Here is a 23,869-nt window from a genome sequence, read left to right on the forward strand (position 1 = left end):
AGAGAGAACGAATTTAACTCAGCGTACTCGAGTAAAAAGACTGAATAGAAAAACTATCAGTTATTCAAAATCCGAAGAAATGCACGATAAGGTGATAGGAACTTTTATTGAGCGTGAGTACTATTTTTGATATTCAATCTAACTATTTAATACATGACCCAAAATATTGATGATGCAACAGCATTTACCCATGAGCTGCTTAAACTTTTTCAACCTCATCTACCACTGGAAAAATTACTGTCAAAAGAGTGGCAGCGCCGCCTGAAACAAGTGAGCTGGCAACTTGCCGGTATTGTGGTGCTGGCAGATTGGATAGGCTCTGACAGTTATCATTTCCGTTATCAGACCAAAGCTCTTTCACTGGCAGAATATTGGCAGCTTACCCAAAAACAAGCTCAGATTGCCCTGAATGACATTGATATCCATAACACTCCGGTAATATCTCCTTATACCTCTATCCAAAAATATTACCACTTCGCTCCAACTCCATTACAAAAATGGGCTGAAGAAGTCCCGATTGATGATTCCCCACAACTTTTTATTCTGGAAGATGTAACCGGAGCAGGCAAAACAGAAGCTGCCCTTGCCCTGACTCATCGCTTGATGCAGGCCGGTGCTGCGGACGGCTTCTATTTTGGCCTGCCGACAATGGCAACATCCAACGCTATGTTTGGCCGAATCGCCAAACACTATCTTAAAATGTTCGAGGGAAAAAACGGCAAACAACCCAGTCTCGTTCTCGCTCATGGCGCACGTGAGATGAATGATGATTTCCAAGACATCATCCTGACCTCAAAACACAACGACAGCGATTACACCAGAGACGATACCACCGCAACAGCGCAGTGCCATCAATGGCTGGCTGACTCTAACAAAAAGGCTTTATTGGCATCAGTTAGCGTAGGCACTATTGATCAGGCCTTGCTTGCGGTTTTACCGAGAAAATACCAGTCACTCCGGTTGATCGGGCTAAATCGTAAGGTGTTGATCTTCGATGAGGTACACGCCGCGGATGACTACATGTTTGCGTTGCTGGAAAGTCTGCTGAGCCTGCACCTGCATCAAGGGGGTTCCGTGGTATTACTGACCGCCACACTCTCTTTAAAACAGCGTCAACGGCTGGTGGATATTTGGTTATCCGACAGAGGAATACCTCCACAAAAATTGCAGGAAACTGCCTTTCCACTGGCAACTCAAATCATATTAAACCCAGAAAGCCCGCTTATTGAGACTCCCTTGCACAGTCGTGCGGATGTCAGCCGTACCGTCGCGGTGAAAACAGTGAACCATCTGGATGAGTGTGTACAAATCGCCCTGAACGCCGCTCAAAATGGGCAATGCGTGGTTTGGGTTCGCAACTCCGTGAATGATGCTCTGCAAGCCTTCCAGCTTATTCAGTCGCAGATGGATAAGCCGGAAAATTGTCTGTTATTCCACAGCCGCTTTATTTTGTATGACCGAAAAACAATCGAAAACCGTGTACTGGATATATTTGGCAAAAAAAGCACACAGGAGGATCGACAAGGAACGATCCTGATTACAACGCAGGTGTTTCAGGAAAGTCTGGATGCAGATACCGATGTAATGATCTCTGATATCTGCCCAATCGATGATTTGATCCAGCGGGTTGGTCGCCTGCACCGCCATACCCGCGATGCAAATGGAAAATATCAGAAAGGCATCACCGACTATCGCGCTGCTCCTGAGTTATATCTCCATGCACCAGAATGGGACGATCAACCTAAAACTGATTGGCTGAGCAAAGATTTCCGCAATACCCAATATATTTATCGTTCAGGCGGACGTTTATGGCTTGGCCTGCGCGAACTGCGGCGCTTGGGAGCTATTTGTATGCCAGCCGAGGCTCGAACTTTGATCGAAGCGGTTTATGGTGAAGATGCCGATAAGCAAATTCCCGATGCACTCAGAGCCAAGGATAATGAAGAAATAGCGGAAGGCCGTAGTAAAGACGCCATCGCGCGATCGCAAGTCCTACAATGGCAGCGCTATGAATATAGTAAACGCAGTGCTGATGGCTGGTATGACGATGACCGGGAGATCAGCACCCGACTTAGCGACATCGAAACGGTAAGCGTACTGCTGGTCAAACTGACCGAAAGCGGTGAGCTGATACCGTGGATAAATGATGAAAAGTTCCCCGTTCAACTCAGTACCGTCAAAATCTCAAAAAATAAGTTTGCCGATAAGTTGCAACCTGTACCAGAGTCTCTTTCCCAGGCAGTGGAACGATTACAGGAGAAATTCAAAGCCGTCAAATACCTGCAAATCTGGCTGCCTGAGCTTGATCCCAATTTTATTTACGATCCCAACATGGGTTTTTATGAACACCCTAAGCAGGAGGCGTGATGAATCTCGTTAAAGACGCATGGCTGACTTTTAGAATGAGAAACGGCAGTGAGGAAAAGCTGCCGCTGGCGGCAATTTGCGATCCCGCCGTGATGGATTTTTCCCTGCCACGGTCAGATTTTCAGGGAGCGGTTTACCAACTGGCAATTGGCTTGCTGCAAACAGTTTTTGCTCCCGAAGATAAATACGAGTGGCATGACTTTTATGAGCAAGCCCCCACACAAGCAGATTTGCAGACCGCTTTTAATCGCGTGGAACATGCCTTCAATCTGATAGGAGATGGCCCGCTGTTTATGCAGGATTTTGATTCATTAGCTGAAAGAAAATCCACCAGCATTTCAGGATTACTAATTGAATCACCTGGTGAAAAAACATTAAAGGATAATACCGACCACTTTATCAAACGCGGTAAATGTGAAGTGATTTCCCCTGAAATGGCCGCCATTGCCCTCTTCACATTACAGATTAACGCCCCTGCCGGCAATGTCGGGTTACGAGGCGGCGGCCCGTTGACAACGTTAATTCAGCTACAAAACTGGGCGCTTCACTATGGCAAAAACTTTGGCTCAACGTCATTAATAGAGAACGTTGGTCTCACTCAGACCCTGATCTCAGTAGTTCAGATATTTTTCCGTGGCTGGGTAAAACTCATACCAGCCAAAAAGCAGGTACAGAAATCTACGCCCATAATGTGCATGAGCTGCATATGTATTGGGCAATGCCACGACGGATTTGTCTGGAAATAGACGATAAACCAGCCACTTGCCAATTAACGGGGCAACCAACCAGTCTGTTTCTGGTTATCGCACTCAAAACTATGGCAACAATTACTCTGGCACTTGGAAACACCCCTTAACGCCCTATCGATGGAATCCGAAAAAATCGTCGGGTAAAACGGGAATATGACAGGGAACTTTACCGACATCGGCATTTGGTTGAAAATGCGTTCCTTCATCTTAAACGCTGGCGTGGTATAGCAACGCGATGATAGGCGAAAAATAGTCAGTCTTTCCTCGCCGCCGTTCAAATCCGTTGTCTCATGCTCTGGCTGAAAATTTCATGACGATACCATATAGTACTGTAACTCCGACTGAAAGACAGCTCAACATTGTTAAAGACAGGTTCTTTCTATGTCTTGTCAAAAACTCTGACAACTTGTCCTTAATACTACTAAGCCCACGATCATCCACACCATTGCCAATAGTAATAGGATAAATAGCTATATTGTCATGAGATGGCATTACTCCGAATATATGTGTGACTTACTTAATTAATATTTAAATAAAACTGGAGGTATTTTTGTGACACATAATAATCTTTCAGATATCGTTAAAACGTCGGGTAAATGTATGCATAAAGATGCGAAACGGGCTGGTCTGCGCGAATGGGCTGGACTCGCACTTCTCTCTCTCCCAACTATCCTGCTCGGACTCGATCTGACCTTGTTACATCTAACTCTGCCAGTACTAGCAATTGATTTACAGCCAACAAGTACACAGGCCCTTTGGATTATGGATGCTTATGGCTTCCTAATTGCGGGCTTTCTTATCACAATGGGTACATTAGGTGATCGTATTGGCCGCCGTAAACTGCTATTGATCGGTGCAACTGCTTTTGCTATTGCCTCTGTAATCGCAGCATTTTCCGCCAATGCTTCCATACTCATCGCTGCACGAGCAGCACTTGGTATCGCAGGCGCAACGTTGATGCCTTCAACTTTGGCATTAATTAGCAACTTATTCTCCGATCCGCGTCAACGTGCTCTCGGATTCGGTATATGGGCAACAATGTTCGGAGTTGGCTATGCGCTGGGACCAGTTGTGGGAGGAGCATTACTAGAGCAATTTTGGTGGGGGGCAGCCTTTCTTATCGCGGTTCCTGTTGTTGGCCTGCTGCTTATCTTAGGTCCATTCTTATTACCCGAGTATAAGGCACCGAATAGCGGAAGATTAGATCTGTTTAGTGTCGCGCTTTCACTTACCGCTATATTACCAATGATCTATGGTATCAAACAGCTCGCTAAATATGGCATTACCCTAGATACAATTATTGCAATAGTGGTGGGAACAATCTTTGCCTTTCTGTTCGTAAAACGGCAACGCCAGCTTACCGATCCTTTACTCGATATGACACTCTTTACCAACCGAGTTTTCTCAGTAGCACTAATCGTGCTGTTAGTTGGCCTAGTAGCCGTTGGAGGAGCGATGTTGCTCGTCGCCCAATATCTGCAATTAGTGGTTGGATACTCTCCTTTTATAGCTGGTTTATGGATGGGACTAGCTGCATTAGCTATGATCATAGGAGGCATAGCATCACCTCTAGCTACTAGATATATTCGGCCAGGCTTCGTAGTTGCTGGTTCACTTGGTTTATCGGCTGTAGGCTATCTTATGTTTACTCAACTGGGTAACGGCACATACGACGTAATGATTGCTGTTGTCGGCCTCGCTCTAGCCTATCTTGGAAATGGTACAATTGCTGCCCTAGGCACTGAGCTTGTGGTTGGATCGGCTCCACCAGAGAAAGCAGGATCAGCTTCAGCAATGACTGAAACTGTACAGGATCTTGGTGTTTCCCTTGGTATCGCTGTACTTGGCAGTATCGCTAGTGCAGTCTATCGCTACACTATGCTCGACCAGATTCCTGATAACCTTACAAGAAATATGCGAGACATTGTCAGTGATAGTCTGTGGTCAGCCTCATCTGTAGCATCAGAACTACCCGTTGGTTTATTGATAGAAGCTCAAACAGCGTTCACTGCAGGATTTCATACCGCAGCTGCAATAAGCGCACTCAGTATTGCAATCCTCGCCATATTAGCGGCTATCACTTTGCACCGTATTGGAATCTATGATGATAAGTAGTAATGTTTACCAACGTTATGATCAAGCTAAACGTTAGTAAGAAAGGTAAGCTGCAAACAATTATTCCCTGAATCGAACTAATTTTTCCCAATGCCTCCAGAACGGAGGCTTTATTTCTAAACAGAAAAACTTATAGAAACTATCCAGTAAGGCCACCCTACGTTAAAGAATATTTGGATTATTGCTTTTGAAAGAAGTCCACTTAGGCGTACGTCCCTGAAGAATACATCGTGGATTATGAAGTTCATGGAAACCAAAGTGGTGAATATGCTACCACTCTGGTGCAGCAAACGATACTCAGAAAATGGTACTGACTATTACTACAGTCGTAACTGCTCTGTAAACAGACAATCTCCCTGGCGGCGATGGTGACATTGTTGCGCCCGATATTGATGCCGTCGTCGCCAATCTGACCAAGGGAGGAGCTGAGTTAAGTTCTCTCCCGTTCTTTTCATCAACTTTGACAGTAGCTTACGGAAAAAACGGGAGGGATAATAGAACAGATTTTACATTGGTCAGACTGGCGGCGAGGAAAGACTGACTATTTTTCGCCTATCATCGCGTTGCTATACCACGCCAGCGTTTAAGATGAAGGAACGCATTTTCAACCAAATGCCGATGTCGGTAAAGTTCCCTGTCATATTCCCATTTTACCCGACGATTTTTTCGGCTGGGAATTTGAACCTGCATTCCCTGTAGCTCAGCTTGTTCCACAAGGGTGTTATTGTCATAACCTCTCTATCCGCTAACAAATATTCGGCTTCCATTCCCGCAATTAAGGTCTCAGCCTGTGAGCAATCCGCTGCGGTCCCGCTTGTAATAAGTACTCTGAGCGGCATACCATGCACATCCACGCCCAAATGTATCTTGGTGCTGAGCCCCCTTTTGTGTATCCCATCTCTTGGTTACCGCCTTTTGCACCTGCCGCATGAAGGTGAACCTTAATGTGACTGGCATCAATCATCAACCACTCGAAATCCGGTTCCAATATCAATTGTTCGAGTAGCTCCTCCCACATGCCTTTATCCCGCCACCGGCAAAATCGACGGTGAATATTTTTCCAGCCGCCATAATCGGGGAGCTAATCCCGCTAGGGACAACCTGTTCGCATGCGATAAAAGATCCCCTCGAAAGTCAAGTAATGTTCTTTTTTGTAATATACAAGTCCACTTTGTTGCATCAATACAACTAGCTTATTCCAAAGAAAACTTGATAACATGGTTCTTAGCATGATGGTCCAGGATAATGTTTTTTTCGCGAAGACAGTGATACCAGATCATCATGCTGTTCAAATTTCCCTCACAAAACGTCAATAAACCCTAATATTCGGGGCAGAAAAAAACAGAACACTTAAATTAGCAAGGAATACCAACTACCTTGACACTTACCGATAATGTTATAGTATAGGTTATTATCCTATTATAAGGAGTAATACCCTTGAGCGATAGAACTCTAGCTCGTACACGAGGTGATCTCTCAAATTTCCTGATACATCACAGAACAAAGCTCAAGCCAACTGATGTCGGCTTATCTACTACGGGTCGTCGCCGTACAGCTGGGCTACGACGAGAGGAAGTAGCTGCACTAGCAGGGGTCGGGCTCACTTGGTATACATGGTTTGAACAGGGTCGAGACATTCAAGTATCAGAGGATTTCCTTCTCAAGGTTGCTAAGGCCCTAAAGCTGAACGATATAGAGTGTAGTCACCTGTTCCTTTTAGCTCACCGACGTCCACCACCACCAGAAGCGTGGCAATGGCCTTCCGTTAGCCCATTGATTCAACAACTGCTAGCCGATATAACTGTACGGCCTGCCTATGTTATCAACCTCCGTTGGGATATTATTGCTTGGAATACCTTAGCTGACCACTTATTTGGCTTCTCTAGCCTCAAACAAGTCAACCGCAATATTATCCGCATGGTATTTACCGATCCTGAGTTTCGTTGCCGCCTACCTGCGTGGCATGAAGATGCGCCAAAGTTACTCTCACAGTTTCGTAGGGATTTGGCATCTGTACCAAACGAGTCAGACATGCTATCGCTAGTTACTGAATTAAAGGAATTATCATCAGACTTCCGGCGCTGGACCGAGCAACCAAGCATAGAAAGCTATAGCCGTGGATTCTCTATCATCTCTGATGAAGATGATGAAAAATCGGAGTATGTTCACGAAATGCTTATCGTCGACGAACATCGCCATTTAAAAATGATCGTCCACTTCAAAAAGAAATTGGTCATGACTTCAAAGCGTTAATTTGATATTCCTGCACTTTTTAATGGGACATCATCATGACTGTAACAATAGAAGTGACTTGTCGATATTGCGACCAAGCTGAACCTGTACGCAAACACGGAACAGGTAAGGCAGGCTTCCCTCGCTACTATTGCAAAGACTGCCAAAGAACCTTTCAACTCCACTATCGTTACCACGGCCATAAACCGGGTATGAAAGAAAAAATTGTGGATATGGCGATGAATGGCTCTAGTGTGTGAGACACCGGCCGTGTGTTAGGTCTCGGTATCAATACGGTAATGCGGATATTAAAAAAATCTCGCCAACACAAGTAACATCGCGACAGACCGCTTATGACGATGTCACCCTTATCTGTGAATGGGATGAGCAAGGGTCTTTTGTAGGCAATAAAAAACAACGTCATTGGCTTTAGTATGCGTTTGATACGAAAAGGAAACAAGTCATAGTCCATGTCTTTGGCCCCCGAACGGATGCACCTTGCCGAAAATTGCTCAACTTATTGGCGCCTATATTGAAAAACATCATTACACCCCTTTAGAGTCATGACTAATCCAAGAATATAATAGCGCTTCTGTAAAAAGCTACCTACAGCAGATGGTTTCAGCTTATTGACAAAGTGCTATTTGACAAAAAGTGCTATTTTTTATCCGATACTTTATTTTAAGAAAGTGCATTCTCGGCCAATATCGTTGAGATCTGTTTTATCACTGCCGTGCCTACCGACGTGCTGATACAAAATGTTATTCATGGCGATGGCCCCTTGTAACAAAAATCACCCTGTCAACATACTCCTGCAGGGTAAGGGTGACCACCTTATTAAGTCTTCAATAATGACTGGGCGGCCACTGGAAAAAAAGCCTGAAGCTAACCCTTAAGGAACAGTGAAGATAGACAAAGGTTAGTACCACCTAACCGGAAAGCTAATTTATGCACTGACTCAATAAACTAAGAGGATTCTTTTACTTTGACTACCGTACTATAGACGTAAAAATTGGCATCATCACTGATATTTACGCCGGTAATTGTCAATATTGTTGGCACCTTGGGTTGGTTTAAGTTGCCTGTTTTTCTCGTTCCGAATTCAGTGTTACCGCACCAACAGGTTGCCAGTTCCTTGTCTTACCTGACCAGCGTTCCGGACGGGATAACTGGGCGGCTCGATAAACCGCATCGCGTTTCATTAATAGTTCCTTATCTTCCCCTCTGTGCCGTTGTGATGGCGTAACATAGCGTATCCTGCTGTGACGATGTTCCGTGTTGTAATAATGCGTAAATCGCTCCGTCCAGTCCCGGGCTTCAGCCAGTGTGTTGAACCCTTTTTCCGTCCATGCCGGGATATATTTCAAGGTGCGGAACAGCGATTCTGCATACGCATTATCATTGCTGACCCGGGGACGACTGTGAGAGGGCGTAATATTCAACTCCTGCAATTTGACCTGCAAGGTCTGTGATTTCATTGCCGCTCCGTTATCCGTGTGCAAAATCAGGAGATGGCGATAACAACGCTCCCGCAAGACACTCCGCTGTATCAAGTTAGCCGCCAGTTCACCACTCTCGCATTCATGCACCTCGTAACCCACAATTTTTCTGCTGTACACATCTTCAATCAGGTATCAGTAGAACCAGCGACCTTTCACCTATGACGCACACCACGTGATGTCCCAACTCCAAAGCTGATTCGGACCTGATGCCTTCCAGGTCGTCGGTTGCACCTTCTTCTGCGCGGCATATTGCCGTCCACGACGGTGGGCTTCGCCATGACGACGTAATACCCGGTAAAACGTGGATTCGCTCGCCAGATAGATCCGCCAAACGTGGGACGATTTGCGAGGGCGGCAGGCTGGCATATTCCGGCTGATGGCACACGGCCAGTATCTGCTGCTCTTCCTGTGCACTTAACCGATGAGCCGGGGTTGGCCTGACCGCGGATGGTCGCTTATCTTCCCGGTTTTTCTGCCAGCGCCGCCATGTGCGCAGACTCAACGGGACTTCTTTCAGGGATATCGTTAACCGAGCGCCAGCTTCCACCGCACTATGTACCCCATTGATAATGGCCTGACGGTCAGCAATACCAGTTAGTCTTCCTCGCTGTCCGTCCCGAAGTGTGCCTGCAATGTCTTTCGCAGGACCAGTATCGCTGCCGCCTCCGCCAGGGATTTGTCCTTGCAGGCCAGTTCACGTTTCAGGTGTTTATTTTCTTTCTGGCTCTGTTTCAGCGCCGCTTTTTCATCCCGGTCGGGCACCTGTAAAAAAGTCTGCTTCCATTGCTGAATTTGCTCCGGTAAAGCCCTTTCTGACGGCAATATTCGGCCAGCTCTGCGGCGCTGAGCGTGGCTGTTTCAATGATGACGGCCAGTCTGGCTTCAGCGGGCCATTGTGCTGTGGTTTTGTCTGCGCCCGACACGGGTTCCCCTCTGCTTTTGCCTGATTACGCCAATTATACAATGTGGCTTCTGATATGCCTTCCATTTGAGCCACAGCGGCGACGGGCATGTTAAAAGGGGCAGTAATTTAGCCAATGCAGCGGATTTACGTTCGGGTGAAATCTTAGTCATGGATAGGTTGTCCTCGTTATCCCATAAGTCATTTTAATGGGGGTGACAACAATCCTGACAGAGAAAGTATTCTGGAGGGCAGTAAAGATTAAGCCAAAGAAAACCGATTAACCCCATGGGATAAAAGGGTCTACAAATGACAAAGGGAGACAATAGAACACAGTTTTGCGGATGTAAAGTAGTATAATGGGCACTGGTGTATTCGTTTTCGTAATTTACGAAAAGTTCAGGCACAATGTCTATTAGTGGCAATCGACCAAAAATATCAATAAGATAGCGTTGCTGATCACGATACTTTGTTGTTTTTATCTCTGGATAGTGGAAATATACAAAGTAGCAAGAGCTAAAATGATGTTTTAGTGAGAGTCCAAAATGGGGACATGATTATTCACCATGAAAGAAATAAACTCCGCTCTGTTATTTTCAACGAAGCTTGTCAGCGGTTTAAAACCGCTGACAATAAAAAATAATGGGGAGGTGGTTATAGAGTATAACCGTTATCCCCTAGACCGAAACTTATTCTAATGATAGTTAAGGCACATCCTCCGACAAAAGAAAACTACGTAAAAGTAAAATAAACTCCTCAGGATTCTCTATATGTGCAAGATGCCCCGTATGAAGCTCAGTATATTGAGCCCCTCGAATAATCCTAACAACAGATTTTGCCTGTGATGAGGGTACAATATGGTCATGTGAGCATCCAATAACAAGAGTGGGCTTTTCAATTCTACGTGCAGCTTCAGATACATCAATAGAAAGGTCGAGTTCAACCTGGCGAGCCATCCCCTCCCAGTTTATTTCTGAAACAAAAGAATTGATAATAACTGAAACTCCATCATGACCTTGCTTTGAAATAAAATCAGGGCTAAATCCTGTTAATAAAATTAGTCGTGATAAAGCTGCCCGATCTGTACGGATAAGGTCTCGCCATAATTCGAACTGTGTTTTTTGCCGGATATCTCTACTAGAAAGAAAAGCACCGAGAAGAACAATCCGTCTAACTAGATGCGGATAATCGGCAGCTATAGCTATCACAACCGCTGATCCAAGTGAGAAACCAACAAGATCAAAAGGGACAACTCTCGCAGCCTCAGCTGCTGCTACCACTTGAGCAGCTATTTCTTTCACTTCAAGCTGTTTTCCCTCGTCACTTGTTATCCCTGAACCAGAATAATCAGGCCGAACAACAGTCCAATCATTAGTCAAGGCGGGCATAAGATGGCCCCAATTTGTTTCCGAATCTCCACCTGTCCCATGCACCAACACTAATCCTGGTCCTTTCCCATCAATACAATAGGACACCTGAGCATCGCCAACTTTAACTTTATTCATAACCAAGCTCCTCAACTATTGTTCTGCTAATCACAACTATCGTTATCAATTAGTTAATTTGCCGATAGCTGTCCGCAAAAAACGAAGGCAGTTATCAGCCAAAAATTCTGCACGATTTTCCGGTATTAAGTTTTTAATGTAGGTAAAGTTCCAAAACAGCCGTTTATGACTAGAGTTAATAGTCGCAACAAAATAACCATTTACTGATATGCCAGACAAAAACTGTGCATCAGAAAGTTTCCATTCTCCTATCTGGTTGGGAAATGGGAAGAGGCCAAGATTGGAAGAAACCAAGTTAATTGGCCCTTCTGCCTCCATAAACTCCATAAATGCCCGTGCATCTGCTATAGACTGTGGAGCATTAGCAACAATCATTGTCAGCAAATTGAAATGGTGACCATGCAGCCTACGTTCTGAAAGGTCGGTAGTGATCGAACGAGCGATATCCCAGAATGGGAGTGAATAATCTACTATTGACAGCACCGTAGCAACATAGGAACCGACCTCATCTGAACGAACTGGAGGCAACAATTCACCTCGGAAGTTTACTGGTGATCCAACAGCAAAATAATTTGATTGGAAATTAGCATCATGTGCTACAGCCAACACCAATGCCGCAGTCAATGCTCCATGCACTGTTGTTTTATGTCTACGAGATACCTGAATCACAGCATCAAGCTCATCCTCGTTCAACTCTCGATGTAGCAGCTGGCTCTGACGCAATTCGAACGGAATCATCACACTCGGCTTTACTCGCCCCGGTTTACACTGAGCTATCAATTCTGTGTCGCCGGCATTTTGCTCGGCGAGACGCTTATCCCCCTCATCGCCGATAAATTGTGGTGGCCGCAACTCTTCTACAGAAGCAAGAACACGATTTGTTCCTTTTATAGTTGTAGAGCCGCTTGCCAACGTAAGCCACTGCTCAGCCAGAGAAAGTACTGTAGTACCATCAGCAATAGTGTGAGCAACAGTGACCAATAAATCATGTATTCCATTTGGATCACTTATAACCACAACTCGGATAAGCGGGCCTGTATCTGGATCAATTCGTTCTAACAATTCCCGTTCATTGATTTCATGTATCCATTGGTCGTCCCGCTCACAATATACCTTCCGTAAGGGAATTGGTTGATGAATAGGTAACCATCTGGGGTTAAGGCCTTTATCATGTTCAACCTTCGCTCGCAGCAAGGGATGTCGTGCCTGTAGTTCGTCAAGAGCATAACGTAGAGTTTCATAGCATAGTTCGCCATATACGCGAACCCGAGAGATAACATTTAAGGTAGAAAACTGGTCGCAGATCCAGTACCAGCGTTCCACAGCAGAAAGTGGGCGATGTATATTAGGCATCAATCATCTCCAAAAATATTAATGTCAACTGGCTTATTGTGCGTAAACCTAGTTAGAGGGAGAATAGGGTTTGGGTGAATTGACATGGGAAACATAAAAGGTCGATGGTTTTCCGAAATCGCTAATGCTGAAGATATATTATCTTTATAGAATGAACTAACGATAGGGAACTTTTTACAGGCTACATAGAGAATCCACGGAATAGGAGTAACTATAGTAATACTGTTTTTCTTATGAAATTTCCATACCCTTTTATAAATAACACTATACCCAAACTGACTATCAATACTTGAACACATCAATCGTAGATAAAAACTTTTACTTCTATTATCATTATTCCTCGCAATCAGTTCATACTCTGAAAACCCTATGAATATATACAAAATTGATAGAAATACTTTAAAAAAAGGCTCCTCAATGGAGAAACAAAAATAAGAAAAAGTCACAACATCGTTACTGCTCAAGTTATGGGACAAATGTAATTTTTTCTCTATCATGATCTTTTGAACCATACGTTCAAGACCCTGTTGCTTAAAAACAGTTTCAATATCTAAGCTCATCAATAAAGAAGAAAGTGAGTAAGTGACACAAACAATCATCAAATTTTCAGTATAAGCAATAGCTATAACATAGTCTTTTGATAATTTTGGATACCTATATGAATGAATAATCCCAATAAGACTAACTGAAGAAGCAAGTCTCAATGGTGCAGAAGCCGCACACGTATTCCCAAAGACGAAATCCATTCGTATAACAAGGCATAAGGATTTAAATGACCATATTTGGAATGTTTCAAGCATGATTTGTTTCCTTATAACATAAAGTATACCGTGATATTTTCCGGTATACTTGTCACGCCATTTCAATATACGGTTGTGAAATAAAACTAGTATCCTAAATTTTCTTGAATTCAGACTCCGTTGGCGACTGTAAATCGAACCACTCATCTATTTCAGTCACAGTTAATATTTTTGATTTATTAGAAAAATTTTTAGCATCATCTCCAACATAATAATGAGTCTCGGGTATTTCAGCCTTAAATATATCAAGAATAACTTTTGCAAAATCGTTTCTAGTTGTTTTCACTGAGTTGACACCTATCTGACTAGCCTTCAGAAACTCTATAAATGATCTTTCATAAATTTTCCGTTTTTCATCAAGTGAGTTATCTAATATTTCCTGTCCAGTTACTAAGAATTTATCCCAGATTGGCGTATAAATCGCGCCAGGCTGTACTACACTGACCGTTACTCCAGAATGCTTCAGTTCCCGTCGTAACACATCGGTAAACGCCATCTTAGCAAATTGAGCAATCGAATAAGCTCCCAAATAGGGTACTGCAATACTCCCAAGACCAGATGTTATGTTAATAATTCTGCCCTTAGATTTTCGAATAAACGGAAGTGCGAACTGCGTAACTAATAACTGCCCAATAACATTTGTATCCAATTGCTGACGCAAATCAAACTCCCTCAGAAGTTCCAAGGGGCTAGGAACACAAATTCCAGCATTATTGACTAACCCCCACAAAGGATAATCCTTTTGTGTAGCTTCAATGTAAATAAAGAGCTCTTCGATTGACTGTTCATTTGCCAAATCTAACTTCAGTTCCTTAATATTTTTTATATTACTAAACATGCCGCGTATTTCTCGTACTGCAGCGAAGACGTAAAAACCATTCTCTGCGAGTTTTTGAACAGCTGCATAACCTAGACCTGACGATGCACCAGTTACCAATATACTTTTTCTTGTCATAAAATTACCTTTCTCATTTATGAAGCTATTAAGCTAAACTTTCTCGAATTCTTCTGCCGTTGGAGACTGCAAATCGAACCATTCATCCACTTCAGATACGGTCAATGTTCGCGATTTTTCAACAAAATCTTTTTCTTCATCCCCTATATAGTAATGAGTGGCAGGTTTGTTGGTCGTCAAGACATCAAGAATTACTTGAGCGAAGTCGTCTTCAGTTAACTTAAATGAGTATCCCTCAGCTTGGTTAAGCATTAGGAAATTCTTAAATGACTTTTCATAGAGCTTCCATTTCTTATCAACTGATTGATCGAGAATCTCTTGGCCCATTGTGGAAAATTTGTCCCATATTGGCGTATAAATTTTTCCTGGTTGTACCACACTCACGGACACACCAGAATGTCTCAATTCGCGGCGCAATACATCAGTAAATGCTCTCTTGGCAAATTGTGCAATCGAATAAGCCCCTAAGTAAGGTACTGCGATATTTCCAAGTCCGGATGCGACATTAATAATCCTTCCCTTAGTGCTTCGAATAAATGGAAGTGCAAATTGTGTAACCAATAGATGTCCAGTAACATTTGTGTCCAATTGTCGGCGTAGTTCAGATGGACGCAAAAGTTCCAAGGGGCCAGGAATACAAATTCCTGCGTTGTTGACCACTCCCCACAAGGGATAAACCTTGTTCCTGGATTTAATATAGGAGAAGGATTCTTTTACCGACTGTTCATCTGTTATATCGAGTTTTATCTCCTCAATATTTTCTATCTTGTCAAACACGCCGTGTCTTCTTCGCACTGCAGCTAAAACGTGAAAACCATTAGTCGCTAGCTTCCTAGCAGCAGCGTACCCAAGCCCTGATGATGCCCCAGTAATCAAAATACTTTTTTTATTCATGGTATCACCTTGTTATTTAATAAATATTTTTCGTATTATAATTATCCTGAACAATAATATCGTTAAACAGTAATGACTCTTTAAGCTTATCCCTTATAGTCTTTTGAGACGCAAACAACATACCCATATCGCGTTTTAATCGTGGAACCAAAGAGTCGTATTGCTCGATCTCACTTAATGCTCGAGAAGCATTAACGATAGCGCGCGCGCGCGGCTGCCTAATAACCTCATATCTCTTTAAAGCTTCCGTATAATCATCAGTATTTCTGAGGACATAACCGAGAACAGCTGCATCTTCAATGGATAATCCTGCGCCCTGACCAAGGCTTGTGAGCATTGGATGAGCAGCATCACCAAGGAGTGTTACTCGTCCCTTAGTCCAAGTTTCAGGAAAGGTTCTGTCTTTCGCATCAACAGTAATGATGGAGGTGCTATCAGTTGAAAGGATGATATCGAGAACAAGATCTGGCCAGCTGCTATAAAATTCTGCAATATCCTTATTCGTGCCTTGCCATGATTTAGCTTCATATGGCGACATATTGGCTGTCCCCCACCAATACACCCAACCATTACCAATATCAATGATACCAATACGCTTTCCGCTACCCCAGTAATGAACGACATATCCCTGAGTAATTTGCGGGTGAGAGTACTTTACCAATGCAAGCCAACAAATGTAGCCTGCCTCCTGAATTATAGATTCCGTTCCAATTGATTCCCGAATAGATGAATAAAATCCATCAGCTCCCACTAAAATATCTCCGTGATAAACAGTGCCATCATCAAAATTGAGTTGTATACCATCAGTGGTTTCTACATAACCAACCGCTCGTTTTCCAAATATCATACTTGTATCACCAAGATGATTGAGCAAAGACTGTTGTAACTTCTCCCTTGAAATACAAATACAGGGAGCACCTTGCTGATTCGAAATTTCTTGCATAGGGAGACGTTTAAGAAGTATTCCCGATTTGTGACGTATCTCAAAGTTATGAATTTCAGCACCATAACTTTTCAGATCAAGATCAATGCCAAGAAGCTTTTTCATGGCCGCACTAGCATTGGACATTACAGAAAGTCCTGAGCCAGTAGTTCTCAAACCATCTGATTTCTCAAAAAGCTGGACAGACCATCCAATATTTTCTAATGCTATTGCAGCGGATAAGCCACCAACACCAGTTCCTATAATTAACGCAGTTGGATTTTTACTCATTTTCCAGTACCTCACTTGCAGCATTAATCTCGTGGACGATAGTCTGTACTAATTCCTTAACATACGGTTCTTCCATTATTGTGAGATGGTTTCCATCTATCTCTATCACTTTTATTTTTCCTGAGGTTTTGTCTCCCCATCCATTCTTAGGATCTTTATATTCACTACATATAGTGTCATGCATCTCACGTAATATCGTAGGGAGCGGCTCTTTTGCGCGAATAAGCGTAATATCTAAGTTCGGACGACCTACATTATATTCCGTCGCAGCTTGCCAATTTGTTCGGTATACATCAAAAAGCCGATACATGACTGCTTTTGTGCTACCAGCTGGAATTGCACCAATTTTGATCGCATAATCCGTTATATAATTGAAGCGCTCCTGCAGATCTATAATCTCTGGCGGAACAATTTGAACGGGTAATGACGATCCTCTGGACGTCCACAATAATTCCCAGAAGAACCATGTGAGCAAAGCATCATCACTTGCCTTACCCTGTGCATGTGAATTAAGTGCCATCGTGTCAAGAATCAAAATATTAGCAACAGTATCACCAGCTCGGATTAACTGGTTTGCTATTTCGAAAGTGATAAAACCACCATACGACCATCCACCAATCACATATGGACCATTTGGCTGAACTTGCTTTATCTTTTCGATATAGAATTTTGCCTGCTCTTCGATAGTTGGAATTGGCGAAGAACCTATATCAACGCCCGATGCCTGCAATGCGTAAATTGGTTGATCTTTAGGAAGGTAAGGAAGCATACGCAGATACGAAAGGATATTCCCCCCCATCGGATGCACGAGAAAAAGAGGACTACGGCAACCAGTTTCACGCAGTGGTACAAGCGGATCAAACTTGAATTCTCCCCCACCACTACGGATTAATTCTGCAAGCTGAGCAATGGTGGGAGCACTGACAAATACGGAAAGGGGCACGTTGATACCATATAATTTTTCAACAATAACAACAATACGCATTGCTGTCAGCGAGGTTGCGCCACAATCGAAAATATTCTGTTCTGGAGAAATTTGGTGAATCTTCAACAACTCAGCAATCAATTTGCAAAGCTCATGCTCGTATTGGTCTTTTGGCGCACGATATTCTCTGTTTGACTCACTTCTGATTTTCAGCTGACTGAGCCTTGCATCGTCGCGCTTACCGCTTGGTGTTTTTGGAAGAGAGTCTATCCAAACAAGATAGGATGGAACCATATATGGTGGCAACTCCGATCCAAGATATTGCAGTAACTGTTCTTGTATGTTGTGATCTTCTTTCCCTACAAGAAAAGCGACGAGATAAGAATCAAGATCATCACGGCGGCAAGCGACCACTGCTACCTCTATACTTTTCCCTTTTTTTTCAAAAAAGCGGTGGATTTTTAGCTCTACTTCAGATGGTTCAATCCGATAGCCACGTACTTTAATCTGCATATCATTGCGGCCAAGACTGATGATTTCACCACTCGGTAATTGAATACCTATATCACCAGTTCGGTAGAAAACACCTCCTGGTATATCGGGATGCTTTACGAATTTTTGATGCGTTTGATTTAGAGCACGGTAGTAACCTGATGCCAATGCCTTACCATACGCACAAATTTCACCTGGAATACCTGCAGGCACCACATCTGAATGTTGATCGAGGATAATAATACCAACACCACTGATTGGTGTGCCAACTGGTGGTAGTGGAGCAAAATATGCTGAATCGCCACTCATGTTATTGTACGCAATAACATGAGTCTCTGTCGGCCCATACTGATTTTCCAGCATACCTCCTTTCAAGCCAGCAATGAAGTAACGGATTTCCTGAGTAACGCGTAGTTGCTCACCTGAGGATGCAACTACGCGTAATTTCTGTGGAAATAAACCAAGTGATACAGCTGTCTCAGCGAGTTGCTGCAAAGCGATATAGGGCAGGAAGATCCGTTCAACAGCCTTACGATCTAAAAGGCGAAGCAAAGCTACAGGATCCCTTCGTTCAGATTCATCTATAAGATGCAATATGGAGCCAGCCGCAAGTGTAGACGATATCTCCTGAAAAGAAACATCAAAGCTCAAAGGAGCAAATTGCAACGTTGACAGAACCTGTGATCCACTGCTGATACGATTTTGCCAATTAATAAGATTAGCTAAGCCCCTGTGAGGCATAGCAACACCTTTTGGTACACCTGTTGAGCCAGAAGTAAACAGAATATAGGCTATATCCGCTGGAGTAACTTCTGTATCAATATCTACAGTAATCTTTGGGATAATAGCATCTTCCAAGATTAGCAACCGCTCGAAATTTGGTAATTCAGTGACTTCAGGCACTGTAATCAAGACAGCAGGTTCAGCAATATCTAGAATCAGCTTTATGCGGCTAGCAGGATATGAAATATCAATCGGAAGACACACAGCGCCTATACGGAGGATAGCGATAATCGCCGCAATTTGCTCAAATGATCTTGGTAACGCAACTCCAACAACATCATGCATTTTTACTCCTCTTTCATGAAGTAACAATGCAATGCTTGCACTCACCTTCCAGAGCTCCTCATAAGTCAACTCGTTACTGCCATGCGTAACAGCGATACTAGTTGGATTACTTTCTACAGCTCGTCGAATGAGAATTGGGATCGATTCAAACGGTTCTTCCGACAGAGAAGGAATGATATTCCCTTGAGCAGAAAGTGATTGGCTCAAAGTTACGGCAGAATGTGGCCAACAAGCGATTTTTTCAAGCGCCAGCCTGAATAAACTTACGAATGTTTCTCCTTGTTCTCTTGAGTATAAATTTCCGTCAAGATCAATCCGAATGCTGACTTGTTCCCTCGCAAAATCACGCATTACATTCACGAGGATAGCAAAATTCGTCTCTTCTCTGGGCTCAAAACCAAGGATTTCGATATCCGTCTTAGAACTTACATCCTGAAGGACATGGAAGTGTATGTAGTTGAATGCAGTCTGAACCGTGATTGTGTTGACATAGGCCTGTATTTCGCTCAAGGGAAAACGTCGATGTCTATGATTTTTCTTTTCATGTCGATGGACAGTTTCAGCAAGCTGAATCCATGTCAATCCCTTTACACTGACCCGCAAAGGTACAGTGTTCAAGAATAACCCGAGGAGATGTTCAGCATGCCTGATATCTGGACGAGTATGAGTCACTACCCCAGTAACCAATTCCTCGCTGTCACTCATCAAAGCCATTACGACACTATGTGCAGCAAGATAGAAAGATTTTACAGGTAATTGAACCGTTTTAGCTAAGTCTCGTAAGGCTGTGTCAAGTTTAGGATCAACTTTAAAACGGTAGGAAAACATTCCTTGGGATGGTAATTTCGAATATTTTGCTAAACCAATAGGAAGTGTATTGGGAGTTTCACTGAGGTATTCCTGCCAGTATTCTCGATGCTCTTCTACCTCGATCGCTTCGATCTCATTTTGGACAAAGAGTGATGGATTAGGTAGCTCTTTTACTGTATATCCGAGTTCAACATCGTCAGTTTTCCCCGCATAGGATAATAGGAGCTCACGAATAAAATTTGCAACACTTCCACCATCAAGGATCGCATGATGAAAACTTAAGATAAGATCAATGAGTCCAGAATCTTTTCTAATAAAAATACCTACATGAAAAAGAGGTCCAGAATCAAAATTGTAGTTATAACGAGACCACTTATCAAAATGATTCATGATTGTATCTTCATACACATTAGCTTCTGGTGTAGAGATTAACAAAACATCTTCAACAGGAACGTCATTCTTGATGATTTGAAGTGGCCTATCAAAATCACTCAAATTGAACGTAGTTCGCAATGCAGGATGCCGCCAAATTAGTGCCTGCAAAGCTAGCTTAAATGCGGTTTCATCCCACATAGTCTTGATAGTGTAACGGAACACATCTTTATAGGTACGTCCTTCTCTACTCTCGTAACTATGGTAAATGAGGCCAAGTTGCAACTGCGATGCAGGATATGCATCGTAGTAATCATGATGTCTCAATTTATCTCGATCTAGCTCACTTACCAAAGCAAACGAAGATAGTGGCTCTTTTGCAACCTGTTGAGTTTCCGAGAGCCTATTAAGAATGTTTCCCAAAGTACGAACTGTAGTATACTGTGCAAGCTCTGTAAGCCCCACCCTATAATCATAAGCCTCCAATTCGGATCGTACTTTCAGCATCAGGATGGAATCTCCACCAAGAACATAAAAATCGTCGTCAGGATAGATGTTATGTTGGCCAAGGATTTTGCTCCAGACTTTGACCACAATTGTTTCACCCTCTCCCAGCTCAACTGATGGAAGAACATCTTTTTTTGTACAGAGCGCACGGGTAACCTTACTGTGATCGAATTTTCCGTTAGGAGTAAGCGGAATACTTTCCAACCGTTCAAATCTTGTCGGAATCATGACGATTGGTAGAATCTTTGCTAATTGTTCGCGGATTTTACGCTCGTCCACATCCTTCTTCGCCACATATATTCCAATCAGATGTTTTCCCCGAATTTCATCATCTTCTATTAGGACCTCCGCTTTCTGTATTTCCGGAAGCCCAAGAAGCGCATTCTTCACCTCACCAAGCTCAATACGGTTCCCACGGATCTTCACCTGCCCATCAATCCTACCAAGATAAATAATAGAACCATCTTTATCCCAAGCTGCGAGATCACCAGAGCGATACCAACGAGAGCTTCTTTCACTCTGATCAAAAATAAATCTATCTGAGGTTAAGTCTGGTCGATTCAAATAACCTTGTGCGAGCTGAACTCCTCCAATCTGGAGTTCTCCTGGTATACCAATTGGTAATCTCTGTCCATGATGTGACACAATCCTGATAGAAGTATTGTTTATCGGAAAACCTATAGGTACAGATACGATTTTTTCCCTTTGTTCAAGGTTCAATTCATAATAAGTAACATCTACCGTGGCCTCTGTTGGGCCATAGAGATTTATTAGTCTCGGAGGTTGTCTATCCTGCATGAAAAGTTTCTTATATCTATTTACAACTGCAGGAGTGAGAGCTTCACCACTCATGAATAAACATTTAAGTCCTGACACGGCATCTAAACTATTCACATCTTCAGCAAGAGCTTGTACATAGGGCTCAAACATTGAAGGAACAAAATGTACAACAGTTACACCGTGCATGGAAATTGCTCGGATCAATTCTCGTGGGTCACGTTGAGCCCCTTGTTTGAGAAGAACCACTGATGCTCCTGTTATTGCCCACCAAAATAGCTCCCACACCGACACATCAAAGGAAATTGGTGTTTTCTGGAGAATGACATCTGTCGTATTCAAGGCATAAACTTCCTGCATCCATTCAAGCCGATTAATAACAGAGTGGTGTTCGACAACAACCCCTTTTGGACGACCAGTCGACCCTGATGTGTATATAACGTATGCTGCGGAGTCTGGTCGCGTTCTGATGTTACAGACAATATGACTATCAAGCTTTTTCGCCACAGAGGTAGGATCAAAATGCCGTGAATCGTCAACTGAAATGACATGTGGCAGATTTGAAATTACCACTTTGACACGACTATCCTCGAGCATATATCTGACACGGTCCTCAGGATATTCACTGTCGATAGGCAGATATGCAGCACCTACTTTCAGAACTCCAAATATTGCAGCGATCATTTCCGGCGACCGTTCAAGTGATACTGCGACGATATCTCCAGGATTGATACCTCGTGTTTCTAAAGCATAGGCAATAGAAGATGACCATTCACTTAATTGAGCATACGACACTCCCCCCCTATCTTGGCCACGCAAGGCAATATTGTGTGGAAACTGTTTGGCTTTAGCCTCAAACAAGGAGATAACTGTTTCAGTTCGGCTGTAAGGTTTTATTGGACCATTCTCATACTTTTTCAGGAAACTAATCTGTTTCGGTGTGAGAAGATCGATTTGGGAAACATACTCATCAAGTTTCTCATGGAGATGGTTTACAAGCTGAATCAGAGTTTCAGCAAAAGCTCTTGCAGTCATCTCATTAGTGAAAGCCGATGGATTTAAACAAATCTCACCATAGACATCAGTATTATTGCCATAAGTGTGCATGTGTATTGCAATAGCATCTTGCTCATGCACATGTGCAACATTCTTGATAAATTCACCATTGTCGGATTTAACACAATCCTGCGGATATCGTAGGTACGAAATAGTTGCATCAAATAATTGTCGAGAAGTTGTTGCTCGCGAGAGCTCAGATATGAGCTTTCCTAAAGGTACCGCTTGGTGCGCCTTGAGGAAGGTTATTTTATCCTTGATAGCCAAGCTAATTTGGCTTGGAGTGGAATTTGAATGAACTTCAATCTTGACAGGAAGGAAATTAGCCTTTTGCGTAATAGAAGTAATTTCATTTTCGTTCCTGTTTAGAAAAGGAACACCTATGAAAAATTTTTCATTTCCATATATATTCGAGAGTAATATAGATAGAGCTGTAGCAACAGTCATAAATGGAGTAAACCCTCTATCTATTCCGCGCATTACCTCAACAGCCGAAATTCTAAAAGTTTTTCTAATATCTTGGTAATTAGAATTTCCACTCCAATTCTTAGAAAATAATACCGGATCAACATCTTTAATTTGAGATACAATTTTATTAAGTGATTTATTAAAATCAAATTCTTCACTTACAGAGGAGGATGTTACAATTTTTTTTAAATTTAGGTGTTCATTCTCAGTATCTCTTACGTTACCTTCATAGGCATCCAGAATTTTCTGGGTAAAAATATTTAAAGCCCAGCTATCAGCAACAATATGGTGAGCTCGAACCATTAATACATTTTTCTTATTAGTTCTTCCTATAGCAATATCAATCAAAGGCGAATTCGATATATCCCAAATTTTATATGACCAATCGCTAAAAAAAGATACTAGTTCCTGCTCATTATCGAACTGATAATCATGGACTTGAGGCAGCACTAAAGAAGGGTTTATTTTCACTCTAGGACTATCTTCATACTTATCAAAAGCTTTACGAAACATAAGTTCCGATGACAAGATTTGTTCAGTAACTTGTCTAAACTTAACAAAATCAACAGACTTCGGCAGAGATCTACTGAGTGCTACCGTGAATTGAGAACTATTCGGATTACGTATCGCCTCAACCCAAATATCCTGTTCATATGGGTTCAACATAGTGTCATGCAAGTTACGAAATGCAAGTTCAGTAGCAATATTCATATTCAACACTCCATACAAATGATGAAATAAATTCTACAAATAAAGAAATATACAAAATCAAACTAACCAAAACTTATTTTGGTCGTTGCGTAATAGC

13 protein-coding genes and 7 pseudogenes are annotated in these 23,869 nt (G+C 42.7%); 11 read left to right on the plus strand and 9 right to left on the minus strand.

From position 1 onward, the window contains the following. From Xhom_RS01410 to Xhom_RS01430, 7 genes and pseudogenes are all read left to right on the plus strand, one after another. Positions 1–130: IS1 family transposase (locus Xhom_RS01410; RefSeq protein ID WP_244590775.1), on the plus strand; the 130-nt coding region annotated here is incomplete at its 5' end. Positions 131–153: 23 nt separating this feature from the next. Continuing rightward, positions 154–2,367, plus strand: coding sequence for a CRISPR-associated helicase Cas3' (gene cas3, locus Xhom_RS01415; protein ID WP_232326121.1), 2,214 nt, complete (start codon positions 154–156; stop codon positions 2,365–2,367). Between the two features lie 35 nt (positions 2,368–2,402). Next, positions 2,403–2,846: pseudogene (gene casA, locus Xhom_RS42650) on the plus strand (type I-E CRISPR-associated protein Cse1/CasA); the annotation flags it as partial. Positions 2,847–2,941: 95 nt separating this feature from the next. Further along, positions 2,942–3,067 (plus strand): annotated as a pseudogene (locus Xhom_RS48775) (hypothetical protein); the annotation flags it as partial. Between the two features lie 62 nt (positions 3,068–3,129). Next, positions 3,130–3,273, plus strand: coding sequence for a type I-E CRISPR-associated protein Cse1/CasA (locus tag Xhom_RS48780; RefSeq protein WP_472574430.1), 144 nt, complete (start codon positions 3,130–3,132; stop codon positions 3,271–3,273). Beyond that, positions 3,242–3,430, plus strand: a pseudogene (locus Xhom_RS01425) (IS5/IS1182 family transposase); the annotation flags it as partial. The gene Xhom_RS48780 and the pseudogene Xhom_RS01425, both read left to right, overlap by 32 nt. Before the next feature lie 286 nt (positions 3,431–3,716). Next, positions 3,717–5,231: an MFS transporter gene (locus tag Xhom_RS01430; protein WP_084023337.1), complete on the plus strand. Its 1,515-nt coding sequence runs from the start codon at positions 3,717–3,719 to the stop codon at positions 5,229–5,231. Positions 5,232–5,789: 558 nt separating this feature from the next. Here the strand turns inward: Xhom_RS01430 and Xhom_RS36250 are convergent. Next, positions 5,790–6,309, minus strand: a pseudogene (locus Xhom_RS36250) (IS5 family transposase); the annotation flags it as partial. Between the two features lie 359 nt (positions 6,310–6,668). On the opposite strand from Xhom_RS36250, the gene Xhom_RS01440 reads away from it, so the two are divergent. The 3 genes and pseudogenes from Xhom_RS01440 to Xhom_RS45575 all read left to right on the plus strand — a co-directional run bounded on the left by Xhom_RS01440 (position 6,669) and on the right by Xhom_RS45575 (position 8,022). Further along, entirely contained in the window at positions 6,669–7,484 is an 816-nt protein-coding gene (locus Xhom_RS01440) for a helix-turn-helix transcriptional regulator (RefSeq protein ID WP_069317103.1), read from the plus strand. Positions 7,485–7,519: 35 nt separating this feature from the next. Then, positions 7,520–7,798 (plus strand): annotated as a pseudogene (locus Xhom_RS45570) (IS1-like element transposase). Between the two features lie 128 nt (positions 7,799–7,926). Next, entirely contained in the window at positions 7,927–8,022 is a 96-nt protein-coding gene (locus Xhom_RS45575) for a hypothetical protein (protein WP_084023341.1), read from the plus strand. A gap of 514 nt (positions 8,023–8,536) precedes the next feature. On the opposite strand, the pseudogene Xhom_RS01460 reads toward Xhom_RS45575, so the two are convergent. After that, a pseudogene (locus Xhom_RS01460) lies at positions 8,537–10,039 on the minus strand (IS3 family transposase). A gap of 92 nt (positions 10,040–10,131) precedes the next feature. Between Xhom_RS01460 and Xhom_RS36260 the strand changes: the two are divergent. Continuing rightward, positions 10,132–10,399: pseudogene (locus Xhom_RS36260) on the plus strand (transposase); the annotation flags it as partial. A 171-nt stretch (positions 10,400–10,570) separates the two neighbouring features. On the opposite strand, the gene xhpG reads toward Xhom_RS36260, so the two are convergent. From xhpG to Xhom_RS01495, 7 genes are all read right to left on the minus strand, one after another. After that, positions 10,571–11,371 carry a pyrrolizixenacetamide deacetylase gene (gene xhpG / locus Xhom_RS01465; RefSeq protein WP_069317104.1) on the minus strand — a complete coding sequence of 267 codons (801 nt, stop codon included), beginning with the start codon at positions 11,369–11,371 and terminating at the stop codon, positions 10,571–10,573. A 45-nt stretch (positions 11,372–11,416) separates the two neighbouring features. Then, entirely contained in the window at positions 11,417–12,724 is a 1,308-nt protein-coding gene (locus Xhom_RS01470) for a phthiocerol/phthiodiolone dimycocerosyl transferase family protein (RefSeq protein WP_069317105.1), read from the minus strand. Next, complete coding sequence (locus tag Xhom_RS01475; RefSeq protein WP_069317106.1) at positions 12,724–13,524, minus strand: hypothetical protein; 801 nt, start codon at positions 13,522–13,524, stop codon at positions 12,724–12,726. The genes Xhom_RS01470 and Xhom_RS01475 overlap by 1 nt, the downstream gene beginning before the upstream one ends. A gap of 94 nt (positions 13,525–13,618) precedes the next feature. Beyond that, positions 13,619–14,479, minus strand: coding sequence for a 3-amino-tetrahydro-pyrrolizinone reductase (gene xhpD / locus Xhom_RS01480; RefSeq protein WP_069317107.1), 861 nt, complete (start codon positions 14,477–14,479; stop codon positions 13,619–13,621). Positions 14,480–14,512: 33 nt separating this feature from the next. Then, positions 14,513–15,373 carry an SDR family NAD(P)-dependent oxidoreductase gene (locus tag Xhom_RS01485; RefSeq protein ID WP_069317108.1) on the minus strand — a complete coding sequence of 287 codons (861 nt, stop codon included), beginning with the start codon at positions 15,371–15,373 and terminating at the stop codon, positions 14,513–14,515. 16 nt (positions 15,374–15,389) lie between these two features. After that, positions 15,390–16,586 carry an FAD-dependent monooxygenase gene (locus tag Xhom_RS01490; protein WP_069317109.1) on the minus strand — a complete coding sequence of 399 codons (1,197 nt, stop codon included), beginning with the start codon at positions 16,584–16,586 and terminating at the stop codon, positions 15,390–15,392. Beyond that, positions 16,579–23,772, minus strand: a complete 7,194-nt coding sequence (locus Xhom_RS01495; protein WP_069317110.1) for an amino acid adenylation domain-containing protein — start codon at positions 23,770–23,772, stop codon at positions 16,579–16,581. Before Xhom_RS01495 ends, Xhom_RS01490 begins: the two co-directional genes overlap by 8 nt. Positions 23,773–23,869 lie beyond the last annotated feature (97 nt).

It is taken from the genome of Xenorhabdus hominickii (assembly GCF_002632725.1).
Taxonomy (GTDB): domain Bacteria; phylum Pseudomonadota; class Gammaproteobacteria; order Enterobacterales; family Enterobacteriaceae; genus Xenorhabdus; species Xenorhabdus hominickii.